The organism is Achromobacter sp. D7-1 (genome assembly GCF_059760445.1).
Window position 1 is genome coordinate 58,647 of the sequence record NZ_JCBAMT010000019.1, and the last position, 21,647, is coordinate 80,293.

A 21,647-nucleotide genomic window follows, 5' to 3' on the forward strand; every position below is an offset into this window, starting at 1 on the left:
CGATGAACTATATTGCACGGCAAATTTTTAGATTACTAGGGGAAACACTGCTATCCTGCGTGAAATTTCTGTAGACAATGTTATGACATGAAAACAGACATCTACCTAGGCATAGACATGGGCTCCACGGGCCTGAAGGCGGTCGCCTTCGAGGCCGGGAGCGGCGCCACGCTGGCCGCATCGGGCGGCGCGCTGCCCTACCGGCAGTTGGCGCAAGGCGGTTGCGAGCTGTCCGCGGACGCCATCGAGGCGGCGCTGGCGCTGGCCTTGCAAGGCGTGGCAGCGCAACTGGGCAGGCGTGTGGCGGACGTGCGCGCGCTCTGCTGCACGGGCCATGGCGCAGGCCTGTATGCGCTGGATGCGAGCAGCCAATTGCTGGAGGGCCGCGCGGTGGCATCGACCGACCAGCGCGCCGCCGCCCGCGCCCGGGCGCTGGACCGCAGCATGGGGGATGCGCTGTATGACGAAGTGGGGTGCCGGCCGTGGGCCGGGCAGTCGTCACTGATCGCCGCGGAGCTTTTCAACGCGAACGCCGGCCAGCTCCATCGCATTCGCCACCTGCTGTTCGCCAAGGACTATCTGGGGTTCCTGTTGACCGGCGAGATCGCCACGGACGCCAGCGACGCCAGCACCGCAGGCCTGCTGTCGCTCAAGGCCGGGGCTTGGTCCACGATGGCTTTCGAGGCCGCCGGCCTGTCTGGCCTGGCGGCCACGGCGCTGGCGCCCATCGCGCCCAGCGGCACGGTGATCGGCCGGCTGCGGCCGGCCCAGGCGGCTACCTTCGGTTTGCCCGCCGGCCTGCCCGTGGCACTGGGCGCGATCGATCTGCTCGCCTCACTGAAGGCGGTGAGCGCGGAGCGCGAAGGCCATGCCGTGGCCGTGCTCGGCACCTGGTGCGTGAATGCCGTAGTGGCGCCGACTCGCGAACCGAAGCCGGAAGTCGGCGCCATCGTCAGTTTCGGCGATCCGGACCGCAGGCTCTATCTGGAAAACAGCCCGTCGTCGATGGCGAACGTGGCCTGGCTGGCGCGCACCTTGCAGTTCCCGGACGCGGCCGCGGCGGTGGAATGCGCGATGGGCGTGCCCCTGGGCGCCGACGGCCTGCGCTTTCTGCCCTTCATCAACGGCGGAAGCTGGCCGGCGGGAGCCTGCGCGGGCTACGTCGGCCTGCAAGGGCATCACACCCGCGCGCACATGGCGCGCGCCGTGATCGACGCCGTGGTGGCGCTGCACGCGTGGCATCTGAAACGCCTGGCGGCGCTTGGGCTGGGCGTGCCGGGCAGGGTCGCGGCCCTGGGCGGCGGCGCTCGGGATTTGCGCTTGGCGCGTCTGCTGGCGGGCTTTCTGGGCCATGCCGTGGAACGCTGCGGCGACGACGAAACCGGCGCGCGTGGCGCCGCCTTGTATGCCGCGCTATCGCAAAACCCCGGCGGCGACGACTTGCTGCCGGCCCCATCCGAAACGGTCGAACCGCTAGCCGCCGAGACACAGGCGCATGCCGATTTCTACGCCAGCTTCCATGGTTTGGTGGACAGCATGGCTCCCGCCTTCGGCCATCTGGCGGAACCGGCCCGATGACCCCGCACACACCGACCTTCGCGCGTCCGGCCTCGTTGGCGGGCCGTCATTTTTCGACGGTGATCGTCGGCGCGGGCATCAACGGCGCTGGCGTGTTCCGAGACCTGTCGTTGCAAGGCGTGGACTGCCTGATCGTGGACAAGGACGATGTGGCTGCTGGCGCCAGCAGCGCGCCGTCGCGCATGATCCACGGCGGCTTGCGCTACCTGGAAAGCGGCGCATTTTCGCTGGTGGCGGAAGCCACCCGCGAACGCAATCTGCTGCTGCGCAACGCGGCGCATCTGGTGCATCCGCTGGAAACCGTGGTGCCGCTATCCAGCCGCTTCGGCGGCTTGTGGGGCAGCATGTTGCGCTTTGCCGGCCTGAGCGCCTCGCCCGGCGCGCGGGGACTGTGCGTAGTGGGGCTGGGCTTGCGCCTCTACGACCGGCTGGGCCGCAGCCAGCGCATCATGCCGGAACATCGCATCGAGCGCGTGCCACAGGCGGACGGCGCACTGTTCGGCACGGACGTACGCTGGACAGCCACTTACTACGATGCCTGGATACGGCATCCGGAATGGCTGGTGCTGGAGCTGATCGACGATGCCCATCGCGGCCATCCGGCCTCGGTCGCATCGAACTATTGCAGCGTGACGGCATGCCAGGGCCGCACCATCACGCTGCGCGACGCGCTCACCGGACAATCCGTGCAAGTGACCGCCGATACGGTGGTCAATGCGACGGGGGCCTGGCTGGACCGCGCCGCCGGCGCGCTGCAAGGCGCCGGCTCACGCGTCATGGGCACCAAGGGGTCACACCTGATCCTGAACCATCCCGCGCTGCGCTCGGCGCTTCAAGGCCGCATGGCTTACTTCGAGGCGTCCGACGGCCGGGTGTGCATCGTCTACCCCTTCCTGGACCGGGTGCTGGTGGGCTCCACCGATATACCGGTGGACGATCCGGACCTTGCCGCAACCGATCCGGCGGAGATCGACTACCTGCTTGGCGTTCTGCGCGAGGTGTTTCCTCGCCTGGATTTCAGCCGCAATGACGTGGTCTACACTTATGTGGGAGTCAGGCCGCTGGCCCAGTCCGATGCCGACAAGCCTGGACAGATATCGCGCGATCACGCGGTGGTGATCGACCCGCCCAACGCACGGCGCGAGGTCCCCATGGTGTGCCTGGTGGGCGGAAAATGGACCACCTTCCGTTCGCTGGCGCAATTGGCAGCCGACGCGGTGCTGCAACAACTGGGCCGCGCGCGGCGGCAGTCAACCGAGCAGGTGGCGATCGGCGGCGGGGCGGGCATGCCCGCCGATGCTCCGGGGCGGCAACGCTTTCTGGACAGCATCCAGGCGGCCACCGCCTTGGACCGCGAGCGCGTCACCGAACTGTTCATGCGCTATGGTTCACGGGCGGGCGCCGTGGCGGCGGATTTCGCGGCTGCGGGCGATAAGCCCTTGCGCCACGCGCCGGACCATTCCGCGGCCGAGATCCGCTATCTGTGCCGTGAAACGGCCGTGCAGCACCTGACCGATCTGGTGATCCGGCGCACCCTGCTGGCCATCCGCGGCCATGTCACCCCGGCGCTGCTGGCTGAATTGGCCGATATTGCCGCAGCCGAGCTGGGCTGGAACGCCGAGCGCCGGCAGACCGAGTTACGGGCCTGCACCGCGACGCTGCGGGACCGGCATTGTGTTCAACTTCCTGCGGACGAGACGTCCTGGGCAAAGCCCGCCGATTCCGCCCTGACCGCAGGTTCGATTTCCAACTCTTTGACGACATGAGCAGCCCCATCTCCACCGAAGCCATATTGGACCGCAGCGCCGGCGCCCCGCTCTGGGCGCAGTTCCGCGACGTGGTGCGCGGCAAGATCCTGCAAGGCGAACTGGCCGTGGGCGACAAGCTGCCCACCGAGGCGGAGTTCGGCGAGCAATATGGCATTTCGCGCATCGTCGTGCGCGAAGCGCTGGCGGACCTGGTCCGCAACGGCCTGATCTACAAGATACGCGGCCAAGGCGCCTTCGTGTCGGCGCGCGAACGCGACGAAGATTTCGTTTCCACCGTGCTGGGATTTTCGGACGAAATGGAACGCAAGGGCCGCACGGTGCGCACCCAGGTGCTGCGACAGGAACTGCGTGCGCCGACGGCGCACGAGGCCAGTTCGCTGGGGCTGGCCGAAGACGGCCAGGTGGTGGCGCTCAAGCGACTGCGCAGCGTCGATGGCGAACTGCAATTGCTGGTGGAAACCGCCGTGCCCGCGGACCTGGTGCCGGGCCTGCACCGCACCCGTTTGGAAAACCGTTCGCTCTACGACGTGCTGCGCAGGCAGTACGGCCTGCGTATCGTGCGCGCGGAACGTTGGATAGACGCCGTGCAACCGGACGCCGAGACCTGCGAATTGCTGGGAATGAAAGAACCCGAACCCTTGCTGCGCATCGAGTCCATCGCCTATGGCGCCAACGGACGTCCGCTGGAACACTACCGCGCCTTGCACCGCTGCAAGTCCAGCCGGCTGCATGTGCAGACCACTACCTGACGCATCAAGGCGCTTGCTTCAGTGGCAACGTGACGGTGTTTAGGATCGTCTGCATCCGGCACTGCTGCATCGCCTGCCCCATCATCATCTGCCTGCGCTTCGCCGATCGGCTTTGTTGGCCGCTCTTGGCCTCTGCCGCTGCCTGTCTTCCTTGTCCTTGGTCATCTTGTTCGCCTTCGATTGCGATGTTGAATCGCGTATCGAGGTGGCCGTGAAACGGGGGCAAGATCAGCCCTCGCGCCTCTTGCCAGCTGGTCCCGAACCAGTTTACATTCGAGAATGCTTCCTATTATTGTTTCGATGCGCAAGAGTGATGCATGAGTTTTTTGTCTGATCAATCGCCTGCCGTGAATGTTGAGTCGCTCTATTGCAACGACCATAGATGGTTGCAGGGTTGGCTGCGCCGCAAACTGGGCAACGCGCACGATGCCGCAGATCTCGCTCACGATACGTTCCTGCGCATCCTGTCATCTCAGGCGTTCAATCAGCATTACAGCAACGAACCACGTGCGTTGCTCACGCACATCGCCAAGGGCCTGGTGGTCGATCACTGGCGCAGAAAGGCGGTCGAGACGGCATACCTGGACGCCATCTCGCAGCTTCCCGCGCAGCACGCACCTTCTGCCGAAACTCGCCTGCTCATCATAGAAGCGCTGGTGCGCATCGACACCATGCTCGCCGGCATGACGCCACGCATCCGCCAGGTCTTCCTGATGGCACAGCTTCACGGTATGACGCTGGCTCAGATCTCCGAACACATGACGATGCCGCTGATCACCGTGCGACGCGATATCCAGAAAGCCTTGCTCGCCTGCCTGGCCGTGGCCTGAGCCTCTCCGGACACACCGTCATGTCTTCCACCACTGCCGTCATCGACAGCAGGATCCTGAAAGAGGCGGCGGCTTGGGCCATCACCTTTCAGTATGAATCACCTTCAGTCGCCGATCGTCAAGCTCTTGAGCTCTGGTGTCGCAAGAGCCCAGCACACGCCGCCGCCTGGATGCGGACGCAAGCCATCTTCCATGTCTTCGACGAGGTTCCTCGCGAAATCGGAGCGGAGGCGCTGGAGAGCCTGCAACGCAGCAACGGTCGTCGCCGCAGCCTGCGTACGGTGGGCATGTTGCTGGTGGTTGCGCCGCTAGGCATGCTGGCTTTGCGTTACGTACCGTGGCGGGAATGGACCGCCGATGTAAGCACGACAGCAGGCGAGCGCAAGCAACTGACGCTGCCCGACGAGTCGCATCTGGCGCTCAACACCCGCAGCGCGGTCAATATCAAGTTCAGCGATACCGAACGCCGGATCCGTCTGGTCGCGGGCGAGGTGCTTATTTCCACGCAGAAGGACCGCGTGGCCACGCCGCGACCGTTTCTGCTGGATACGCCGGCTGGCGTCGTGCGGGCGCTGGGCACACGCTTCAATGTGCGGCAGATCGATTCCGACAGGTTTCGGGTTGCCGTGTTGGAGAGCGCCGTCGAGATCCGCCCCTTTGGAGGCACGCCCCGCATTGTGCGTGAGGGCGAGCAAGCCGAGTTCGATGGGACGGGCGTGGGCAGCATTGCCCGCATCGAAAACCACGTCGGCCTGTGGGAGAAGGGCATTTTGCTGGTCAAGGGCATGCGTCTGGCTGACGTCATTGCCGAAATTGCCCGCTATCGTGCGGGCGTGTTGCGCTGTGATTCGGCCGTGGCCGATCTGCGCGTATCGGGATCGCTGCCCATCGGCGACACCGATGCGGCCCTGGCCGTGCTGGCCGAATCGTTGCCGCTCAAGATAGAGAGTCGCTCGAAATACTGGGTGACAGTGCTTGCAAGAGATTGATGCCTCTTTGGCCCGTTCGTGACAAAGCTCGCCACGAGCGAAGGCGATTCGGAACTTACATCTTGCAATGAGCATATTTTTCGTCTCGTTCGGTGTACCGCTGTAAGACGCCATTGAGGGCGTCCGAGGTATTCACCCCTACTGACGAAAGGTCCATAGCATGGCGCTTCGCTCACCTCCACGCTCGTCTGCCGACAAGGCAGCCGGTGTCCGCACTTCGCAATCAGGCCGCTCCCCCCAACAACCTCCGTACCGGCGAAAGGCCAATCTGCTCGCGTTGGCGGTGAGTTGTGTCCTGACAAGTCTGCCCGCAGCCGTGCTGCTTTCACCCGGCGTTGCGACGGCCAGCGAGGCGCCGGGCAGCGAGCAAAAGAAAAAATACCGTATCCCGTCCGGCAAGTTGAGCGATGTGCTGGCAGAGTTCGCCGCCCTCTCGGGTGTGTATCTGACGTACGACCCACAGCGTCTGGCCGGACTGCAGAACAGACCGCTGGATGGCGTCTACAGTATCCGCGAAGGCTTCGCACACCTGCTGGCCAACAGTGGATTCGAGGCGCTGGACAACGGTGCCGGCCGTTACGTGCTGCGCCAGGCTCCGCCAAGCGATAGTGGCGCGCCCAGGCAGTCAGCCGCAGGCGACGGCGATGCCACGCTGCTCAGCCCCGTGATCGTGACGGGACTGTACCGTGGCGATCTGACCCCTGTGTACGCCGGAGGCAAGGTGGCGACCGGCATCCGCGTGGGTATGCTCGGCTACAAGGATTTCATGGAGACGCCCTTCAGCACCATCGGCTATACCGAGGAGGCTGTACGTCAAGCTCAGGATCTTGCGCGGGTTGTCGGGTCGACCGATGCCGGGGTTTACGACCTGGGCATGCGCGGCACGGTCCGCGAGGCGTTCGTCATCCGCGGGTTCGATGTGGACTCTGGCGATATTGCCTTCGGCGGGCTTTATGGTTTGCTGCCCTACACCCGGGTACCGCTGGAACTGGTGGAGCGCGTCGAAGTGCTCAAGGGACCTTCCACCATGCTCAACGGCATGCCTCCGGGCGGGTCTGTCGGGGGGAGTATCAACCTCGTTCCGAAACGGGCGACCGAAAAGCCGCTGACCCGGGTGACCGGCATGTTCGTGTCCGACGGTCAATACGGTACGCACGTGGATGTGGGCCGACGATTCGGCGACGACCAGCAGGTGGGCATACGGTTCAACGGGCTGTATCAGGATGGCCGCACGTCGGTCGAAGGGCAATCGAAACGCACCACGCTGGGCGCCTTCGGCCTGGACTGGCGCAACGAACGAGTGCGGCTGGCGGCCGACTTGTACGCAAACAAGGATAACGGCAGCAGTGTCAATCGGGGTATCACCGTGGGCGCGGGACTGCAAAGACCGGACGTGCCGAATCCGCGTCGCTCGCTGGAGCCGGATTGGACTTTCTCCAATGTAGAGGATTCGGCTTTTGTACTGCGAGGCGAGGCCGATGTCACCGATGACATCATCGTCTATGGAAACTACGGGAAAGCCAAGACTGACTACAACGGCGTGCTCGGCGTGGTCTTTAGGGTGACCGACAACGATGGGCGCTATCGCACCAACTTTGGACAGCAACGACAGTCGCTGGATCGCACGGCAGGCGACGTCGGTGTCATGGCGCGTCTGCGCACGGGCGGCGTGAAGCACGAAGTAGCGGTCAGCGGCTCCTACTACGAGCAGGAAGTCCGATCCGCAATCGCGCTCGGTCTATTGCCGTCCGATTGGTACACCAACATTTATGACCCGCAATGGGGGCCTGCGCCTGCCAGACCGCTGGGCAAGTCGGACATCCCCAAGACCGCCTTGTCGCGCCTGTCCAGCGTAGGTATTGCCGACACCATGAGCTTTGCCGGTGATCGTGTGGTGCTGACGGCGGGCCTGCGGCGCCAGAATGTGATCGCCGAGTCTTTCAACATGACCACCGGTGCCCGCACATCGCGCTACGACGAGTCGGCCACATCGCCAGCGGCCGCGTTGCTGGTGAAAGCCACCAATCAGATATCCATCTACGGAAACTACACCGAAGGGCTCAGGGAAGGCGCCATCGCGCCGGTTGGCGCAAGCAATGCCGGAGAGATCTTCGCGCCCTACAAGACCAAACAGCACGAAGTGGGGGTGAAGCTGGACCTCGGCGACTTTGCGGCGACCTTGAGTGCCTATCAGATCAGACTGCCCAGCAGCTATGTCGACCCTGTGACAAACATGTTTTCCTTCGAGGGTGAGCAGCGCAATCGCGGCCTCGAACTGGGCTTCTTCGGTGAACCCACGAGTGGCCTGCGCCTGATGGGCGGTGTGGCCTATCTGGATGCGGAACTCACCAAGACGGCCGGTGGCGTGGATCAGGGACGGTTCGTGATGGCACGACCCAAATGGCAAGCGAAGCTGGGTGTCGAATGGGATGTGCCGGGCGTTCCGGGCCTGACCGCGACCGGCAATGTGCAGGCCATCACCGGGCAGTTCTACAGCCGCGACAACTCACTCAGAACGGCAGGCCGAACCATCTTCGATGCCGGCATGCAGTATCGGACTTCGATCGATGGCCACGACGTGGTTCTGAACGCCAATGTCCTGAACCTTGCGAACAAGGCGTATTGGGCGGCGGGAGGCGCCGGCAAGTTGTGGCTGGGCGCGCCTCGCACATTCATGCTTTCGGCCAGCGTGGATTTCTGATTTCGAAAAACCCGGCCGTCATATCAATCAAGGAATATGAGGCTCTTTTGATATTCGAATGGCCTAAGCGTGACTAACAAGACCGGGGCCCGGCCGCGCTGGGCATCCGGGAACCAACGAGAAAAGGCGAAGATGGCGGCCCTCTGTGCCGAGCATTTGCTTGCCCGGAAGCCGTAATTGGAAGCTCAAAGAACTCGCATTAATTTGCGCGTTTTGGTCCCAAAACGGACCCAAAAAATGTAAGCCTTTGATTTGGTGGCGCGCCCGACAGGAATCGAATCTGTGCGGACGCAAATTAGCGCCAATTAGCGTGCAGAAAGCATCATGAAGCAAGCAAGATAGCCGCATTAAGTCGCACTAATTTGCGTAAATGGCCCCGCTTTTGGCCCCATGCCCGCTCATGGCTGGCTACTAGTCCCTCCATCCCCCTCCCATGTTGAGGCCCCCCTAGGAATGATCCATATGAGGTCAACGACCCTCGCGGGCGCACGCGTGCCTCGCCGCTTTGACGCGACATTCGAATACCCCTCCACAGCAAGGGCCGGGCGCCACGCCGCCCGATTGTGGTTTGAAGAACCGACGTCCCTCTCCCTGGCTCAGTTTCGAGATCATCACTTTCGCGACCACTGCCAGGGAAAGCAAGACTCCCCGAGCGAGCGAGCCGTCAGAAAGTCCGCGTTCCACCAGGCCTTTACGGAGGCCGTTGGCCACATCGTCGTCGAGGAGGGACGCTTCTATGCGCTCGCTGCTTGAACGTCCCGTGAGCTTTCGTTTGTCAGCGGAAAGCTACGCCAAGTATGAAGCTGCTGCGGCACAACTCGGCATGCGGTTGTCTCAGTACCTTCGCTTGCGTCTGGAAGTGGATGACTCTGTGTCCGAGCAGGTTTCGCAGCTGCGCCTGACGATGCTAGATGTTGCACCGAACGCCGACACCACCGCCCGCACCAATCCCGCGCTCGTGGAGCTACTTTTGCTGGTCCGCCGAGGCAGCAGTCCTGGTGAATTGCGTGCCGTCCATAACGAGCTCGAGCGCCAAGGCTTGACGCCCTGGTCGCCAGAATCAGCGTAGTCACACGCACCGACCGCACCCTTGCGCTTGCGAGGCGCTTCCCTCTACCTCTCGGGCAGTCCTTGCCCCCGGAGTCTTCCCAATGCACACCCCCGCCCTGGCGGCCGTCCTCGCGACGGCCTTCCTTCTTTCGGCCTGCGGTTTTGCCCCGCCCGCGCCCGCCAAACCAAGCGATACGCCGCGTGTGGCGATCAATCGCATCGATCCTCGCCTGATAGACCCCGCCGCCCAGTCGGCAGCACCCGTCGAGCCTCCCAGCGCCGCGGCAAGCCCCTTGCCGGCGTCCGATCTACCGGGTAATTCTGCGCCGCCCGCTACGACATCAACATCCCTTGCATCGGTCGCGGCAATACCTGTTCCCGAAGCGCCGGCCAAGAGTGAATCAGCCCCAGAGGCGTCTCATGCCGCGGCGCCAACCGAGCAAACGGCCAACGACCAGCCCGCCACCATCCAAGTTGCCGCCTCCCTCGTCGCTGGCCAAGAAATGCTGTCTTCACTGCCGGCCGAATCAAGCCCCGCCGAAGCCATCCCGCAGTCCGAACCCGAGCCGGTCATCCTGAAGGAAATCTGGAAGATCAGCCCGGAAGACCGCACCGTGCGGCAGGCGCTAGCCCGGTGGGCAGGCAAGGCCGGCTGGACTTTCGGCCCGGATCAATGGGAGGTGAACTTTGACCTTCCGATCCAAGCGCCGGCCGAATTCGAGGCTGCGAGCTTCCAGGAGGCAACCCAGGCCCTCTCGCAGGCGGTTGCCATGACCGAATCGCCCATCCGCCCGTGCTTCTACGGCAACCGCGTGCTGCGCGTGGTGCCCTTCACCCGAAGCTGCAATCGCTCCCCTGCCACGCAATCCTAGCCGTGGCATAGACCAGGAACCCCAATGACTGCATACCGCACTGTTGCGGCGGCGATCGCGCTTGCAGCGCTTGCCGGCTGCTCCGCATTCCAAGCCACCGACCGCATCAACGCCCGCGCCGACCGCGAAGGCGTGACCCACTCCCGGACGCTGGAACTTTTCAAAGAGAGGGCCGGCGACACCGAACGGGCCAAAGGCCAGGTCGTGGACCTTCCATGGATTGCGGGCAAACCGCAGCCCTTGGCTCGAGACGTCACCTTGCCGCCTGCGCTGCGCGCCAACGTCAATACCACTCTGCTCTTCGAAGACAATGCCGCCGACCTGAAAACGCTGGCCGACCGTATCCAGATCGCAACTGGAATACTGACGCAGGTGTCCGGCGACGCATTGCTACCGGCGGAGTACTTCCTGCCCCGCCTGGCCAGCGAACAAGGGTCTGTCGTCGGCGCCACCCTGGGTGCATCCACGGCAGATACCCTTGTCCCCGCGCTGATCCCCGGCCTCGCCGTTGACCGTATTGCCGGCCCGACCCTGCCCCAAGGGGTCGCACGGACCAAGATGTCGCCCCTTCCCGCCGGCCAGGCACCCCTCGCGTCGGTCCTGGACTCGATCTCGCTCCGTCTCGGCGTGTACTGGCGATATGACGAAAAGATCGGTGCCATTCGCTTCTATCGGACGGAAACGAAGAGCTACGTGGTACGCGCTCCCACGCAGAACGCAGAAGAGAACCTGCAGCGAGACATGCGATCCGCCAACTCGACACTCGCCGAGAAGTCGAGCACCGCGTCGAAAGACGAGGCGAAGGAGCTGGCCGCCGTCGTCAGCAAGGTGACCCAGTTTCTCACCCGCGCCGGCGTCATCAAGTCAGCAGACGGCGCTTCCAACACCATCGTCGTGACCGACACGAAGGAGGCCCAGGAGCGAATCGCCGAATTCCTGGAAGCAGAAAATCGCCAGATGACGCGCCGTGTACGTCTCGTTTTCGAGGAGATCACGGTTCAACGTGATCGACTGAACCAAGGTAGCGTCGACTGGAAGATCCTCTTCAATAGCTTGGGACGCGAGAACCAAGCCTCCGCGCTAGGTGTCGGCGGGATGCTCGACGCAGCGCAGGCGCCAGGCAGCATTGGCGCGACGGTGGGGAGCGGACCTTTTGCTGGGTCCAACATTGCCCTTACCGCGCTGTCTCAGCTCGGATCGATCATCAATCACAAGAGCGTTCCGATGCTCTTACAGAACCGCCGGCCTGGAAAGTACGACACGCGCAATACCTTCGAGTACATCAAGGATTTGCAGCAGACACAAAGCACGTCCGACACGTCGGCGCCGACCGTCACCGTCACCCAGAACGAGAAGACTGTCGGCACTTTCCTCACCGTTGTGCCGGACGCCCAGGACGACGGCCAGGTCTTGCTGACAATTGCCTACGACGACACTCGGCTCATTTCGCTGAAGAAGCAACCTGTCGGTTCTCGCGATGACCAATCGTTCGTACAGCAAGCTGATATAGGCGGCCAAGGTCGCGTCCAGCAAGTAATGGTCCGCCCCGGTGAGCAAACCGTCATCGGTGGCTTCCAACAGTCCGCCGACAACTCCACCAGACGGCGTCTGGATGACAACGCGCCCATGGTCGTAGGAGGTTCCGATGCATCACAGGAGCAGCAGGTGCTCACCGTTGTACTGGTGACCGCCATCCCAGAAGAAGGATTCTGATCATGGCATTGCGAAAGAAGGCCCCCCGACGCACCAGCTACCGACTTGTTGCCATCCCGGGGTCACCAAATCAACTCGTCCTCGGGTTGAAGTGGCGCACTGTCCTCGGTGAAGACCTCCAGAAGCTTGCACTCCAAGCAGCGCGCAAGGCGCGTGCGACTCATTATGTTCGAAGTGACTCGCGCAGCTCGTCGGTAGGTCTACTGACCGCGAAAGGTCGTGAAAACCGGACAAAGACACGTGCGACCCTTTTCTCGGCAGCAGCAGCCTTCGCGCAAATGCATCGGCACGGTACACATGCCGTCGTATGCGAACTGCAGGACAAGTCTGTCTGGCTAGCGGTCGTGATAGATGGTGCAGTCCAGGGCGGTGGGGACACCATATTTCAAGACCGCACCGCGGCTCAAGAAACTGTCGCAGACGCCACGACTCGCCACAGCGACTTGCAGCTGCATAGCAACTATTGGCCACAGGCACGGCCCTTCTCCCTGCCGCAGCTGACCGCCTATGCCAACGCCCAAACGGCACTGAAGCGAGCCACATTCAAGCTATCGATGGTCTCGCCCATCTGGTGGGTATTGATAGCCCTAATCCTTGCATATGAGGCATGGGATCTCGGAATGTCCTGGTGGGATGAACGACAGGCTCTTTTACAAGAGCAATTGCAGGCAGCACAGCCCCAGCTCGATCCTGAAACTCTCTGGAAGGGTGCAATCGGCGCTTGGGCCAGTTCGATCCGAACACACGGGAACGAAGGCCTAGACGAAGTCGTCAACGCCGTTCTCAGTGTGCCAGTCGAACCTGGCCGCTGGCGCCTAACGGAGGTGGACTGCCAACCTCAGGCCAGATCCTGCACAGCCAAGTTTCGACGAACACGCCTCGCTGATAATCACTCGCTAAAGGCCGCACTTCCAGGTTTCTGGCAAATCTCGCACTTGGATCTCGAAACAGCTTCTGCGAGATGGAACCTTCCGAGCCCTCGACTCTTCAGGCCATTACAGCTGCAAAAGCTACCCAGCCCGGAGGAGATGAGACTGACATGGGAGCCTCGTTGGCAAGGTTTGGCGCCCGCCCTGCAGGACTTCACGATATCCAAGCCTGGCCAAGTTCCGATCGCGGTCCCGAACGTGAAGCTACCAAACGGACTTGAGCAGCCCGTACCGAAGCCGAAAGGCATCAGATTGCCTGCCAGCCAGTCCTTAATCATCAACGGCCCGCTGCGCTCCCTCTACGGGCTCGACCTACCTGTGACTACCGAGCTTGAGCAGCTCCAAGTGCGTTACATGCCGGAAGCCACACCTGGTCTAACGGCCAGTGCCTTCCCGGCCATGCTTAAAGGAACTATCTATGTCCTCGCGCCGTGATTTTTCACCGCGACTCCTTGTCGCAATTTGCGCCGCCGCCATCGGGCTAGGGCTGCTTTCCCCCGCTATCACGCACGCTCAACCTGAAAGCCAGACGATCGTGCCCAGCCCGCCTCCCGCCCCACCCAGTCACCTTGTTCGTCAACTGCTGGAACTGGATGCCCGCCAGGCACTCGCCGAGGAACGGTCCAAGGTGAAGAGTCCCATTCCCATGAGTCCGTTAGGCGAAATGCCGCTCAGCGCTGATCCAGCCACGACGGAGACACCGGCGCCTCCGAAGGCTCCCACGGCACGCCTGCTCGCTATTGTTGGTGTCGGCAAGCGCCTCGTCGCGCACATTCAAGTGGGCGAGAGGCAGGCCGCATATCTGGGCGGAACCGCCTCACGGATCGCGGGTCCGGACCTGGGGTTGAGCTCGCTCAACATCTCGCCTCCCTGCGCGACCTTTTCGATACGTGACCAGGACGCTTCCACGTACTGTCTAGATGAGAGAGCACCATGAGCAACGGAATTTTCAGTTGGGTCCGAAGAGTTCTTCGCAGCTCACGCACGGATTTTCGCGAAGACGATCCGGCACCGGTCCTCAGCATGGCGTCAGCGCTGCCGGAACACATCGAAGCCTCGGAGGGACATCTCGAATCCTTCGAAGACGTCGAAGCCATGCGCCCGGCCTTTGAAATCCTTCGTGTTGACTGGTGCGGCTCTGAGGCCGCCGCAAAAGCTTGCGTCGCCGAGCTGGAAGGCAAGCAATACGTCGTCTTCGTCAAACAGGGGGAACAAGACTCTGACATCTTCCGCGCCGTCTTACAGCGGGCACGAGAGGCCGCGCAGCGCCCTGAGGTCAGTGTCTACACCGTCAACCCGGTCGTGCTTCTTGCCCTGGTGCGCGAGCGCATGCAGGCAAAGGACGTCAAGCAAAGAACGTCAAGGACTCGGGCACTTGGCGCGCGATCGGCAGTCCGCATCGGCTTTCATGACCTCGCCGCCTGGGGCGTGCGCAATGGCGCCAGCGACCTGCACTTGAACATCGACACAACGGCAGCGATTTCCTCCGTATGCGCAACAATCGACGGTCAGTACACCACGCCTAAACAATTGAGCATGCCTACCGAGCGGCTCATTGAAATGGCTAACGTGGCCTGGCTCGATGTGCACGGCGGAAACGGCCTCTTCCTTGACATGACGAATGAACAGCAGGGCAGGCTGTACGAGCTCGTCGACGAACGGCTATACATGCTGCGCTGGGGCTCTTTCATTGCCGACAAGGGGCCTTCGATCACGATTCGTCTGCTCGACATGGATGCAAAAGTGGAACCCGTTGACATGGGAACGCTAGGCTTCTTGCCATCCCACATCGCCAAGTTCCAACGATGCCTACAAAGCATGGGTGGCGCCATCGTTATCGGCGGAGTCCCCGGTTCTGGGAAGACCGTAGCCAATGCCCAACTCATCGTGCGGTTGCCAGAAACGCGCAAAGTCATGACGATCGAGGATCCCGTCGAGCTGGGAATCCCCCGCACCCTGGCCGCCAGCGTTTCTCGAACGCTCGATGGCTCGGACCAAAAAACGATGCGGTCCAAGCTCATGGCAATAAAACGAGCCGCAGCCAGTGACGTCTACTTGGGCGAGATTCGGGACCTCCTGACCGGCTCAGCTTTTCAAGACATCGTTCTTTCGGGTAGCAGCCTGTATACGACCACCCACGTCGGCCACGCGCTTTCCATACCCCAGCGCTTCGCTTCGAGCGAAATCGGTATCCCGCGCACGACGCTTGGCACGCCCGGAGTTCTCAAGCTGTTGGCGCATCAGGCACTGATGCCTGTCACGTGCAGCTGCGCCCTGCCCGCGGTTTCGTTGCTCGAGGGTGCGAAGGACCGACTTGGCGTGCACCAGAACAAGGACACGTGGTCCAAGTATCTGGAGAACATTGAACATCTCTACGGGTTCGACAGCACCCGTATCAAAGTTCGAAATCCCGAGGGGTGTGAGAAATGTCGTGCAAAGGGCATCCCCGAGCTCTATGGCTACGCAGGGCGAACGGCTGTCGCCGAGATGTTCGAACCTGCCTCAGATCCGGAGGCCCTTCGGGCGATAAGCGACGGCGATGAACTGCGTTTACGGCAGATCTATGCCGGCCACCGAACGGCCGCCTACGACGACCCCGACATGGAGGGAAAGACGACCATGGATTGCGCTGTCTACAAGATGAGCCAAGGACTGATAGACCCACGGGACATCGAGCCGCACTTCAAGGCATTCGCGACGGTGCTTCGTGAAAGGAAGCGGGAATGAAATTGCCCTTCGCACTCACAAGAGTTGGACAGGCCGCCCACAAGTTCTCTCGCCGGCGGGCTGATTGGTATGAATACCTCGCAGACATGACGGAGGACACCCAGGGACAGCGCACAATCCTGAACATTCTCGACAGTGATTCCCAACGATACGGGCGCAGCGCACGGGGCATTCTCTCGACCTATTGGGCGCACAAGATTGTCGAAACGGGAGATATCGGGATCACTCTGCACGGCACGCTTCCGCCAAAAGAGGTTGCAGAATTTGTGTCCCTTCAGCGTCAGGGGCGCGCGGTTCTTTCCAGTGGACTGCGGGACATGGCAAGCCTAGTCAGGCTGAGCGTTCGCCTAAGAACGATTCTCTTCTCTACGCTCTTTACCTCCGTCATGGCGATAGTCCTACTGTGGAGTCTTGTCGTGATCGGGATCCCCTATTTCACTGCGCCGATGCTACTCAGCTCGATGCCTGACATTCCATCCGCGTACCTCACGCCATCAACTCAAGCGTTCTTCGAACTGGCAGATTGGATCCGAAACCATGGTCCACGAGTCTGGCTCGGTACTCTGATACTCCCAGTGGCGTTTCAGCTGTCATTCCCATACCTGGACGGACCCGTCAGAAATTGGCTCGACAACTGGGGGCCGTATCGCCTTTATCGCGACGTCCAGGCGATCGGGGTAATAAGCACCGCCGCCACAGCAGTTAAGCCTCGAGAAGGCAAAACCGTCCCGCTCCGTGAAGCCATTGAACTGCAATTCGATGGAGCCTCCCGCTGGCTGACAAGGCGCCTTCTGACAATTCAGCAACGGTTAGAAGATTCGAAGTCAGGCGTTCAAGTCTTCGACGTCGGCCTAATGGATCGTGAAACGTACTGGTACATGGAAGACCTCGGCGGAACGCTGGGCCTGGACGTCGCGCTTCAGAAGACCCGCGAACGGATGGAATCCACGATCCTGAAGCAAGTCGAAGCCCGAGCAAAGCAAGTGCGATGGGTCGTCCTGATTTGTGCCGTTGTTGCCATGGCAGTCCTCATGATCTGGCACCAGAGCGTGATTTGGGACATGCGAAACGCAATGATGCTCGAAGCTTCCATGTAGCGCTTCTTCTCCAATATGCAGCGGACAGCTCAACGGCGTTCGTTGTTTCCAAGAAATCCAACCACACGGAATCACTCATGAACAATCCCGGCATTCCTTCGCAACAGAGCAAGCGAAATCTCAGCAAGGACCGTCAACGCCAAGGAGGCTTCACCCTCGTGGAAGTCCTGGTCGTCATCGGAGTCATCGTCTTCCTCATCATCATCATGTTCCCGCAAGTCAAGGGAATCTTCATCCAAGGACGTGTTCCCGCCGTCGCAGGCGAGCTGCAACGCTTCATGACGGCCACGCGGCTGCTAGGCGAAGGCGACACCGCCACGCCGTATGTGGCGATCAGCAACGCGCAGAATCTGGTCCCAGCGGTCCGTGAATCGTCCGTTTTGAAAGTGACCGGCAATACCGTCGCGCACCGCCTTGGCGGTTCGGGGGTCGGCACGAACGGGACGGTAACGATCGGTCCTGTTGCTCTGGGCGGGGGAGCCTCGGGCAGCGCCTTCTCGCTCACCTTGACGAACGTCAATCACAAGGCGTGCCCTGTACTCGCCAGCACACTGAACGGTGTATCCGAGTCGATCAGCATCAACGGCACCGCTGCCAAATCGCTCGGCGCCAACAACGAAGCCGGGTCGCTGAACGCTGTCACAGCGCAGGATCTCTGCGTCAACGGCGACAGCAATACATTCGTCTTCGCGACGCGCTGATTCCATAAACCTGCTGAGGCGGTTTCCCTAAACGCCGCCTTCGCATATTTCTCGAATCACTCCATGCAACTTACCAAACCATGTTTGCCTCGCAGCCTTCGGCGACAGGCAGGATTTACCCTGGTTGAAGTGCTTGTGGTTCTGGCGATCGTCACCCTTGCCACCGTTCTATACGCGTACACGATCAAACGCGATGCCGACGAAAGCGCAGCAAAGGCTACCGGGCGCTATCTAGCGCAGATTCGAGGCGCTCTGGTGGATCTGCAGGTAAAGCACGAAGCCTGGCTACGCGGTGAGAACATCACCAGTGCTCCACCGGGCACCTATCCGGTCCCGCCCGCGCTCAGCTGGTCGACAGTCGCTGCAGCTCAAATTGCAAACGGAGGGGTGGAAGACCTCTTTGCATTGGGACTGCTTCCGACAAGCACGCCTCGATACCCTGCGCTGGGAGACACTGCACGGTTCATTCTCGTGCGTGAAGGTGCATGCCCAGGGGCTGATTGCCGCACCGGTGCCTATGTGTATACCTGCCACCCGATCAATGACCTTCGAAGTCTTCGACAAGGCGGCGCATGCGTTCCTGCCACGGGAAAGCGAGCGCAGTTTCACCAGGGCCTTTTGGGCGTGGTGATGGCGGCTGCAGAGGGCTATGGCGGACACGATGCGAATGGAGGTACCAATGTCCGCGGCCCACTTCTGGACGTTCCACGTGCCTGGTTTGGCTTCGGTCCGGAGCGAGGTCACGCTGTTGTGGCCGCAGGCCTCGGAGCGACGCCGTTTGGACAGTTTGTGCGCCACGGCGAGACCCGCCCTGTCACGCTGCACAACACGCTCAATGTCGGCGGGGCGATCGCAAGCAACACTGGCCTTATCTTGAACACAGCGGCTTCGCCCGGCGCGGCATGCGTTCCGGAGGGCATGTATGCGTCAACTTCCAACAAGCTGCTGGCCGTCTGCACTGGTGGCGTTTGGTTTGTGCAAGCAGGGCAGACGATCACTGCCGCCTTCACCGACCTACCCAACGATGCCGCTATCCCTGCCGTAACGTGTCCTGCAGGCTTAACTCCCTGGCGGCATGTCGCACTGCAAGCCATTGAAGCGACAGCTCGTGGTGGAGACGTCAACATTGGTGGCGCGATCGGTGGAAGCATCCAAGGTTCCGGCTATGTGAATGCGGCGGGCTCAGTCACGGTCGGCGGTTCGTTCAGTGGATCCTTTCAGAACTCCGGCAATAGTTACGTCCGCACAGCCCAGCGTGCATCGGTGGCTGGTGACCGCATTGTCATCTCCCCGCCCGACTTCAACGCACGAGCATCCGTGATCCAAGGCTGCAAGAACTAGCCCCTGCGCCAGGGGCGACTCACTCCCTCCGTTCTGGAGGGAGAACCTACATCGGAGAAAATCATGTTCCTACCCTCGTCACGAGGAAGGGGCGGCCTCTGGCTTGCCCTCTTGTTCCTGCTTTTTCCCGCACTGGGCCACGCGTCGTCGGCGAACCAGGCCGACATGCAGCTGCAGACGGACCTCGGCAGCATGTTTGTCCGTGTCGATCAGGGGGCACCGCTTCCTCCCGGCGGTTGCGTCTCCGGGTATGCCTGGCACACGGGGTATGGGGGGTGCCGGCGCGCGGACACGCAGTCCGAGACGGCGGCGTGTCCCGCCGGCACTACCGGATCACGAATCCGCTATCGCTTGGCCTACGTACTGCAGGCCAATGCATATGACATCGCCTATGAGCCCTGGGGGGCTTGGCAGGACAGCTGCACCGCCGCAAGAGCAAGCGGTGTGCTCGACGTCGTGATCGCCAAGGCGCGTGGATCGGAGACAGGGGAGCACTTTCCCAACACCCTCGCTGGCAACATCGCTGCGCAAATGCAGGTCAACTACGGCACGACATTCGGAGCCACGATCTATCGCCCGACTGCTGAACTGAACTGCATCTTTGCATCTGGCACCACTGGGTCGGATGACAACCGGATCTGGATGGGTCAACTGGCCGCTCCTGGTGGTTCCTTTAATAAAGGTGCCGCCGGCAGCTGCCAGCTATCCAACGGAAACAGGACGGCCACGCTTTACGGCAGCTGCGACACGAGCACCGGCGGTGACGGTGATTTTTGCGTCGGCCGCACCTACTCCGTGAATATCACTTCGGTGGAAGGCTGCACGGTCCGCACAGAAACGCGGATGGGAAGTCAGCTTGTCGATGTCGGCAACCACTACATCTGCCAATAGCGCCACGAGGAATGTCAATGGAATTCTTCAAAATCATGCGACGCCTTGCTCTGCTGTTGCTGCTCCCCGCCGCGGCCTCCGCCGTGGCGCAGACCCCGCCGAAGATCGAGGTCCTGACCGGCGATGAAGGGGACGCTTGCGCTGCGCTGCTCTGCCTTGCCGGCGCAAAGCCCCCGAGCCAATGCGATCCTGCCCTTTCCCGCATCTTTGGCATCAAGAAGAAGAAGCTTTCTGACACCTTGGATGCGCGACAGGACTTTCTGGCCATGTGTCCCTCCGTGGGGACCGTGCCGGGCCTGAGCGAACTGGCCAAGGCGCTGGCCCGTGGAGCTGGCCGATGCGATGCCAGCACGCTCAACCAGACGCTGTCTCGCACTATCGGTACCGGCGGCGATGCGGGAACGTCGGGAACGATCATTTCCAATGTGATGCCCACTTACTGCGCGGCATACATCCTTCACGAATACACCAATTTCAAAGGGGAGATGCCTCAGTACGTTGGCAAACCAGAAGAAGACGGCTTTTGGGCCGAAGCCAACAACTACGCGGCCGCAATGGCGCGATATGAGCGCGAACAAGCGGCAAAGAAGGCCGCCCGAGAGAATACCGGCTGGGGAGGCAACTGAACCATGGACTTCCCCGAACTGGCTCGCCAGTGTGCACCCGATGTTCACATCAGCACGCTGGCCGCCGTTGTGCGCCACGAGTCGGGTTTCAATCCGCTGGTGATCGGCGTCAACAGCAAGCCGCACAGAAGTATCCGGCCGGCCTCCAAATCGGAAGCAGTCGACGAAGTGCGAAAGCTGATGGACAAGGGCGTGGATTTCGACGTCGGCTACGGCCAGATCAATGTTCGCAACTGGAAGTGGCTCGGCGTCACGCCCGAAACGATCTTTGATCCCTGCGTGAATCTGGCATCTGCTCAGCGTGTGCTTGTGAACTGCTACAAGCGCGCTGCCGAACTTCACGGGCCAGGCCAGAACGCCCTCTACGCAGCCTTCAGTTGCTACAACACAGGCAATCTGACGGCGGGCTTCAAGAACGGGTATGTCGGCAAGCTTATTGCGGGCGCCGGTCTCCCTGTGCCCGCCATCGTCAAGGATGCGCAAGCGTCCAGAGCACCTCCGCCCAAGCAGCCCAAGACGCAGGAATCCGGCATCGCTTCCAAGCCAGACGCCTTTCAGAAAGGCCACAAGGACGCCTTCAGCAATCCTCATCCAGACGCTTTCAACAAGCCCTCAGAGTCGGTTTTCGGCACGCCGATAAGCCGCCCGCGCCTCGAGTCTTCCCGCTAGCAGCTCATCCGGTGTTTAGCAGCTAAACGCCGCCCACGCGTTCCCCTACGTCTCACCTACAGCGCCCACGCCAATGCGTGGGCGTGGTTTTACCTATGGAGTTTGCAAATGCAAATCGCAGCACGTCCCTTCTCCCGCTCGCTCTCCCTGGCAGCAAACGTGGCGGTGTTCGCCCTCATGCTGCTGCATCCTGACTTGGCAATGGCGCAGTTGGCCAAAGTCACGTCCGCCGCAGACACGCTCAAAGAATGGCTGTGGCTGCTCATCCCGGTCATCGCGCTGATCATCGCAGGCGTCCTCGGGTTGCTCTACTCGATGGAAGTCATCCGCAAGGACACGCTGATTCAGTGGGGTGGCGGCGTGGTCTTCTCCGGCGCGTTGGCCGGCGGCATTATCAAGCTCTTCTTCTCCTGAA

At 61.8% G+C, this 21,647-nt stretch carries 18 protein-coding genes; all 18 read left to right on the plus strand.

The window, feature by feature from the left end; genetic code table 11:
• The first annotated feature begins 87 nt into the window (after window positions 1–87).
• The 18 genes from AC6LKD_RS11005 (at window position 88) to AC6LKD_RS11090 (ending at window position 21,646) form a co-directional block, all read left to right on the plus strand.
• Window positions 88–1,578 (plus strand): FGGY family carbohydrate kinase, encoded by a 1,491-nt coding sequence (locus tag AC6LKD_RS11005; protein WP_498116212.1) that lies wholly within the window; start codon window positions 88–90, stop codon window positions 1,576–1,578.
• The gene (locus AC6LKD_RS11010) at window positions 1,575–3,344 is read left to right on the plus strand and encodes a glycerol-3-phosphate dehydrogenase/oxidase (RefSeq protein ID WP_013391176.1); all 1,770 of its coding nucleotides are present in this window, start codon (window positions 1,575–1,577) and stop codon (window positions 3,342–3,344) included. The genes AC6LKD_RS11005 and AC6LKD_RS11010 overlap by 4 nt, the downstream gene beginning before the upstream one ends.
• Complete coding sequence (locus AC6LKD_RS11015) at window positions 3,341–4,096, plus strand: GntR family transcriptional regulator (RefSeq protein ID WP_013391175.1); 756 nt, start codon at window positions 3,341–3,343, stop codon at window positions 4,094–4,096. The genes AC6LKD_RS11010 and AC6LKD_RS11015 overlap by 4 nt, the downstream gene beginning before the upstream one ends.
• A 317-nt stretch (window positions 4,097–4,413) precedes the next feature.
• A complete protein-coding gene (locus tag AC6LKD_RS11020) occupies window positions 4,414–4,926 on the plus strand; it encodes a sigma-70 family RNA polymerase sigma factor (RefSeq protein WP_498116213.1) in 513 nt (170 codons plus the stop codon).
• 20 nt (window positions 4,927–4,946) lie between these two features.
• A complete protein-coding gene (locus AC6LKD_RS11025) occupies window positions 4,947–5,915 on the plus strand; it encodes a FecR domain-containing protein (RefSeq protein WP_498116215.1) in 969 nt (322 codons plus the stop codon).
• Window positions 5,916–6,075: 160 nt separating this feature from the next.
• A complete protein-coding gene (locus tag AC6LKD_RS11030) occupies window positions 6,076–8,616 on the plus strand; it encodes a TonB-dependent siderophore receptor (protein ID WP_498116217.1) in 2,541 nt (846 codons plus the stop codon).
• A 736-nt stretch (window positions 8,617–9,352) separates the two neighbouring features.
• On the plus strand, window positions 9,353–9,685 hold the full coding sequence (locus AC6LKD_RS11035) for a hypothetical protein (RefSeq protein ID WP_279995138.1): 333 nt from the start codon (window positions 9,353–9,355) through the stop codon (window positions 9,683–9,685).
• Between the two features lie 82 nt (window positions 9,686–9,767).
• On the plus strand, window positions 9,768–10,538 hold the full coding sequence (locus AC6LKD_RS11040) for a TcpQ domain-containing protein (RefSeq protein WP_279995139.1): 771 nt from the start codon (window positions 9,768–9,770) through the stop codon (window positions 10,536–10,538).
• Between the two features lie 24 nt (window positions 10,539–10,562).
• Entirely contained in the window at window positions 10,563–12,251 is a 1,689-nt protein-coding gene (locus AC6LKD_RS11045; protein WP_279995140.1) for a type II secretion system protein GspD, read from the plus strand.
• A gap of 2 nt (window positions 12,252–12,253) precedes the next feature.
• Complete coding sequence (locus AC6LKD_RS11050) at window positions 12,254–13,615, plus strand: hypothetical protein (protein ID WP_279995141.1); 1,362 nt, start codon at window positions 12,254–12,256, stop codon at window positions 13,613–13,615.
• 498 nt (window positions 13,616–14,113) lie between these two features.
• Window positions 14,114–15,907, plus strand: a complete 1,794-nt coding sequence (locus tag AC6LKD_RS11055; RefSeq protein WP_279995142.1) for an ATPase, T2SS/T4P/T4SS family — start codon at window positions 14,114–14,116, stop codon at window positions 15,905–15,907.
• Complete coding sequence (locus tag AC6LKD_RS11060; protein WP_279995143.1) at window positions 15,904–17,004, plus strand: hypothetical protein; 1,101 nt, start codon at window positions 15,904–15,906, stop codon at window positions 17,002–17,004. Before AC6LKD_RS11055 ends, AC6LKD_RS11060 begins: the two co-directional genes overlap by 4 nt.
• A 77-nt stretch (window positions 17,005–17,081) precedes the next feature.
• Window positions 17,082–17,705, plus strand: coding sequence for a type 4 pilus major pilin (locus AC6LKD_RS11065; protein WP_279995144.1), 624 nt, complete (start codon window positions 17,082–17,084; stop codon window positions 17,703–17,705).
• Between the two features lie 63 nt (window positions 17,706–17,768).
• A complete protein-coding gene (locus tag AC6LKD_RS11070; protein WP_279995145.1) occupies window positions 17,769–19,046 on the plus strand; it encodes a type II secretion system protein in 1,278 nt (425 codons plus the stop codon).
• Between the two features lie 63 nt (window positions 19,047–19,109).
• Window positions 19,110–19,937, plus strand: a complete 828-nt coding sequence (locus tag AC6LKD_RS11075) for a hypothetical protein (RefSeq protein ID WP_279995146.1) — start codon at window positions 19,110–19,112, stop codon at window positions 19,935–19,937.
• Window positions 19,938–19,954: 17 nt separating this feature from the next.
• A complete protein-coding gene (locus AC6LKD_RS11080; protein ID WP_279995147.1) occupies window positions 19,955–20,563 on the plus strand; it encodes a TrbM/KikA/MpfK family conjugal transfer protein in 609 nt (202 codons plus the stop codon).
• A 3-nt stretch (window positions 20,564–20,566) separates the two neighbouring features.
• Window positions 20,567–21,232 carry a lytic transglycosylase domain-containing protein gene (locus tag AC6LKD_RS11085; protein WP_279995148.1) on the plus strand — a complete coding sequence of 222 codons (666 nt, stop codon included), beginning with the start codon at window positions 20,567–20,569 and terminating at the stop codon, window positions 21,230–21,232.
• Between the two features lie 108 nt (window positions 21,233–21,340).
• On the plus strand, window positions 21,341–21,646 hold the full coding sequence (locus AC6LKD_RS11090; protein WP_279995149.1) for a TrbC/VirB2 family protein: 306 nt from the start codon (window positions 21,341–21,343) through the stop codon (window positions 21,644–21,646).
• Window position 21,647: the final 1 nt, after the last annotated feature.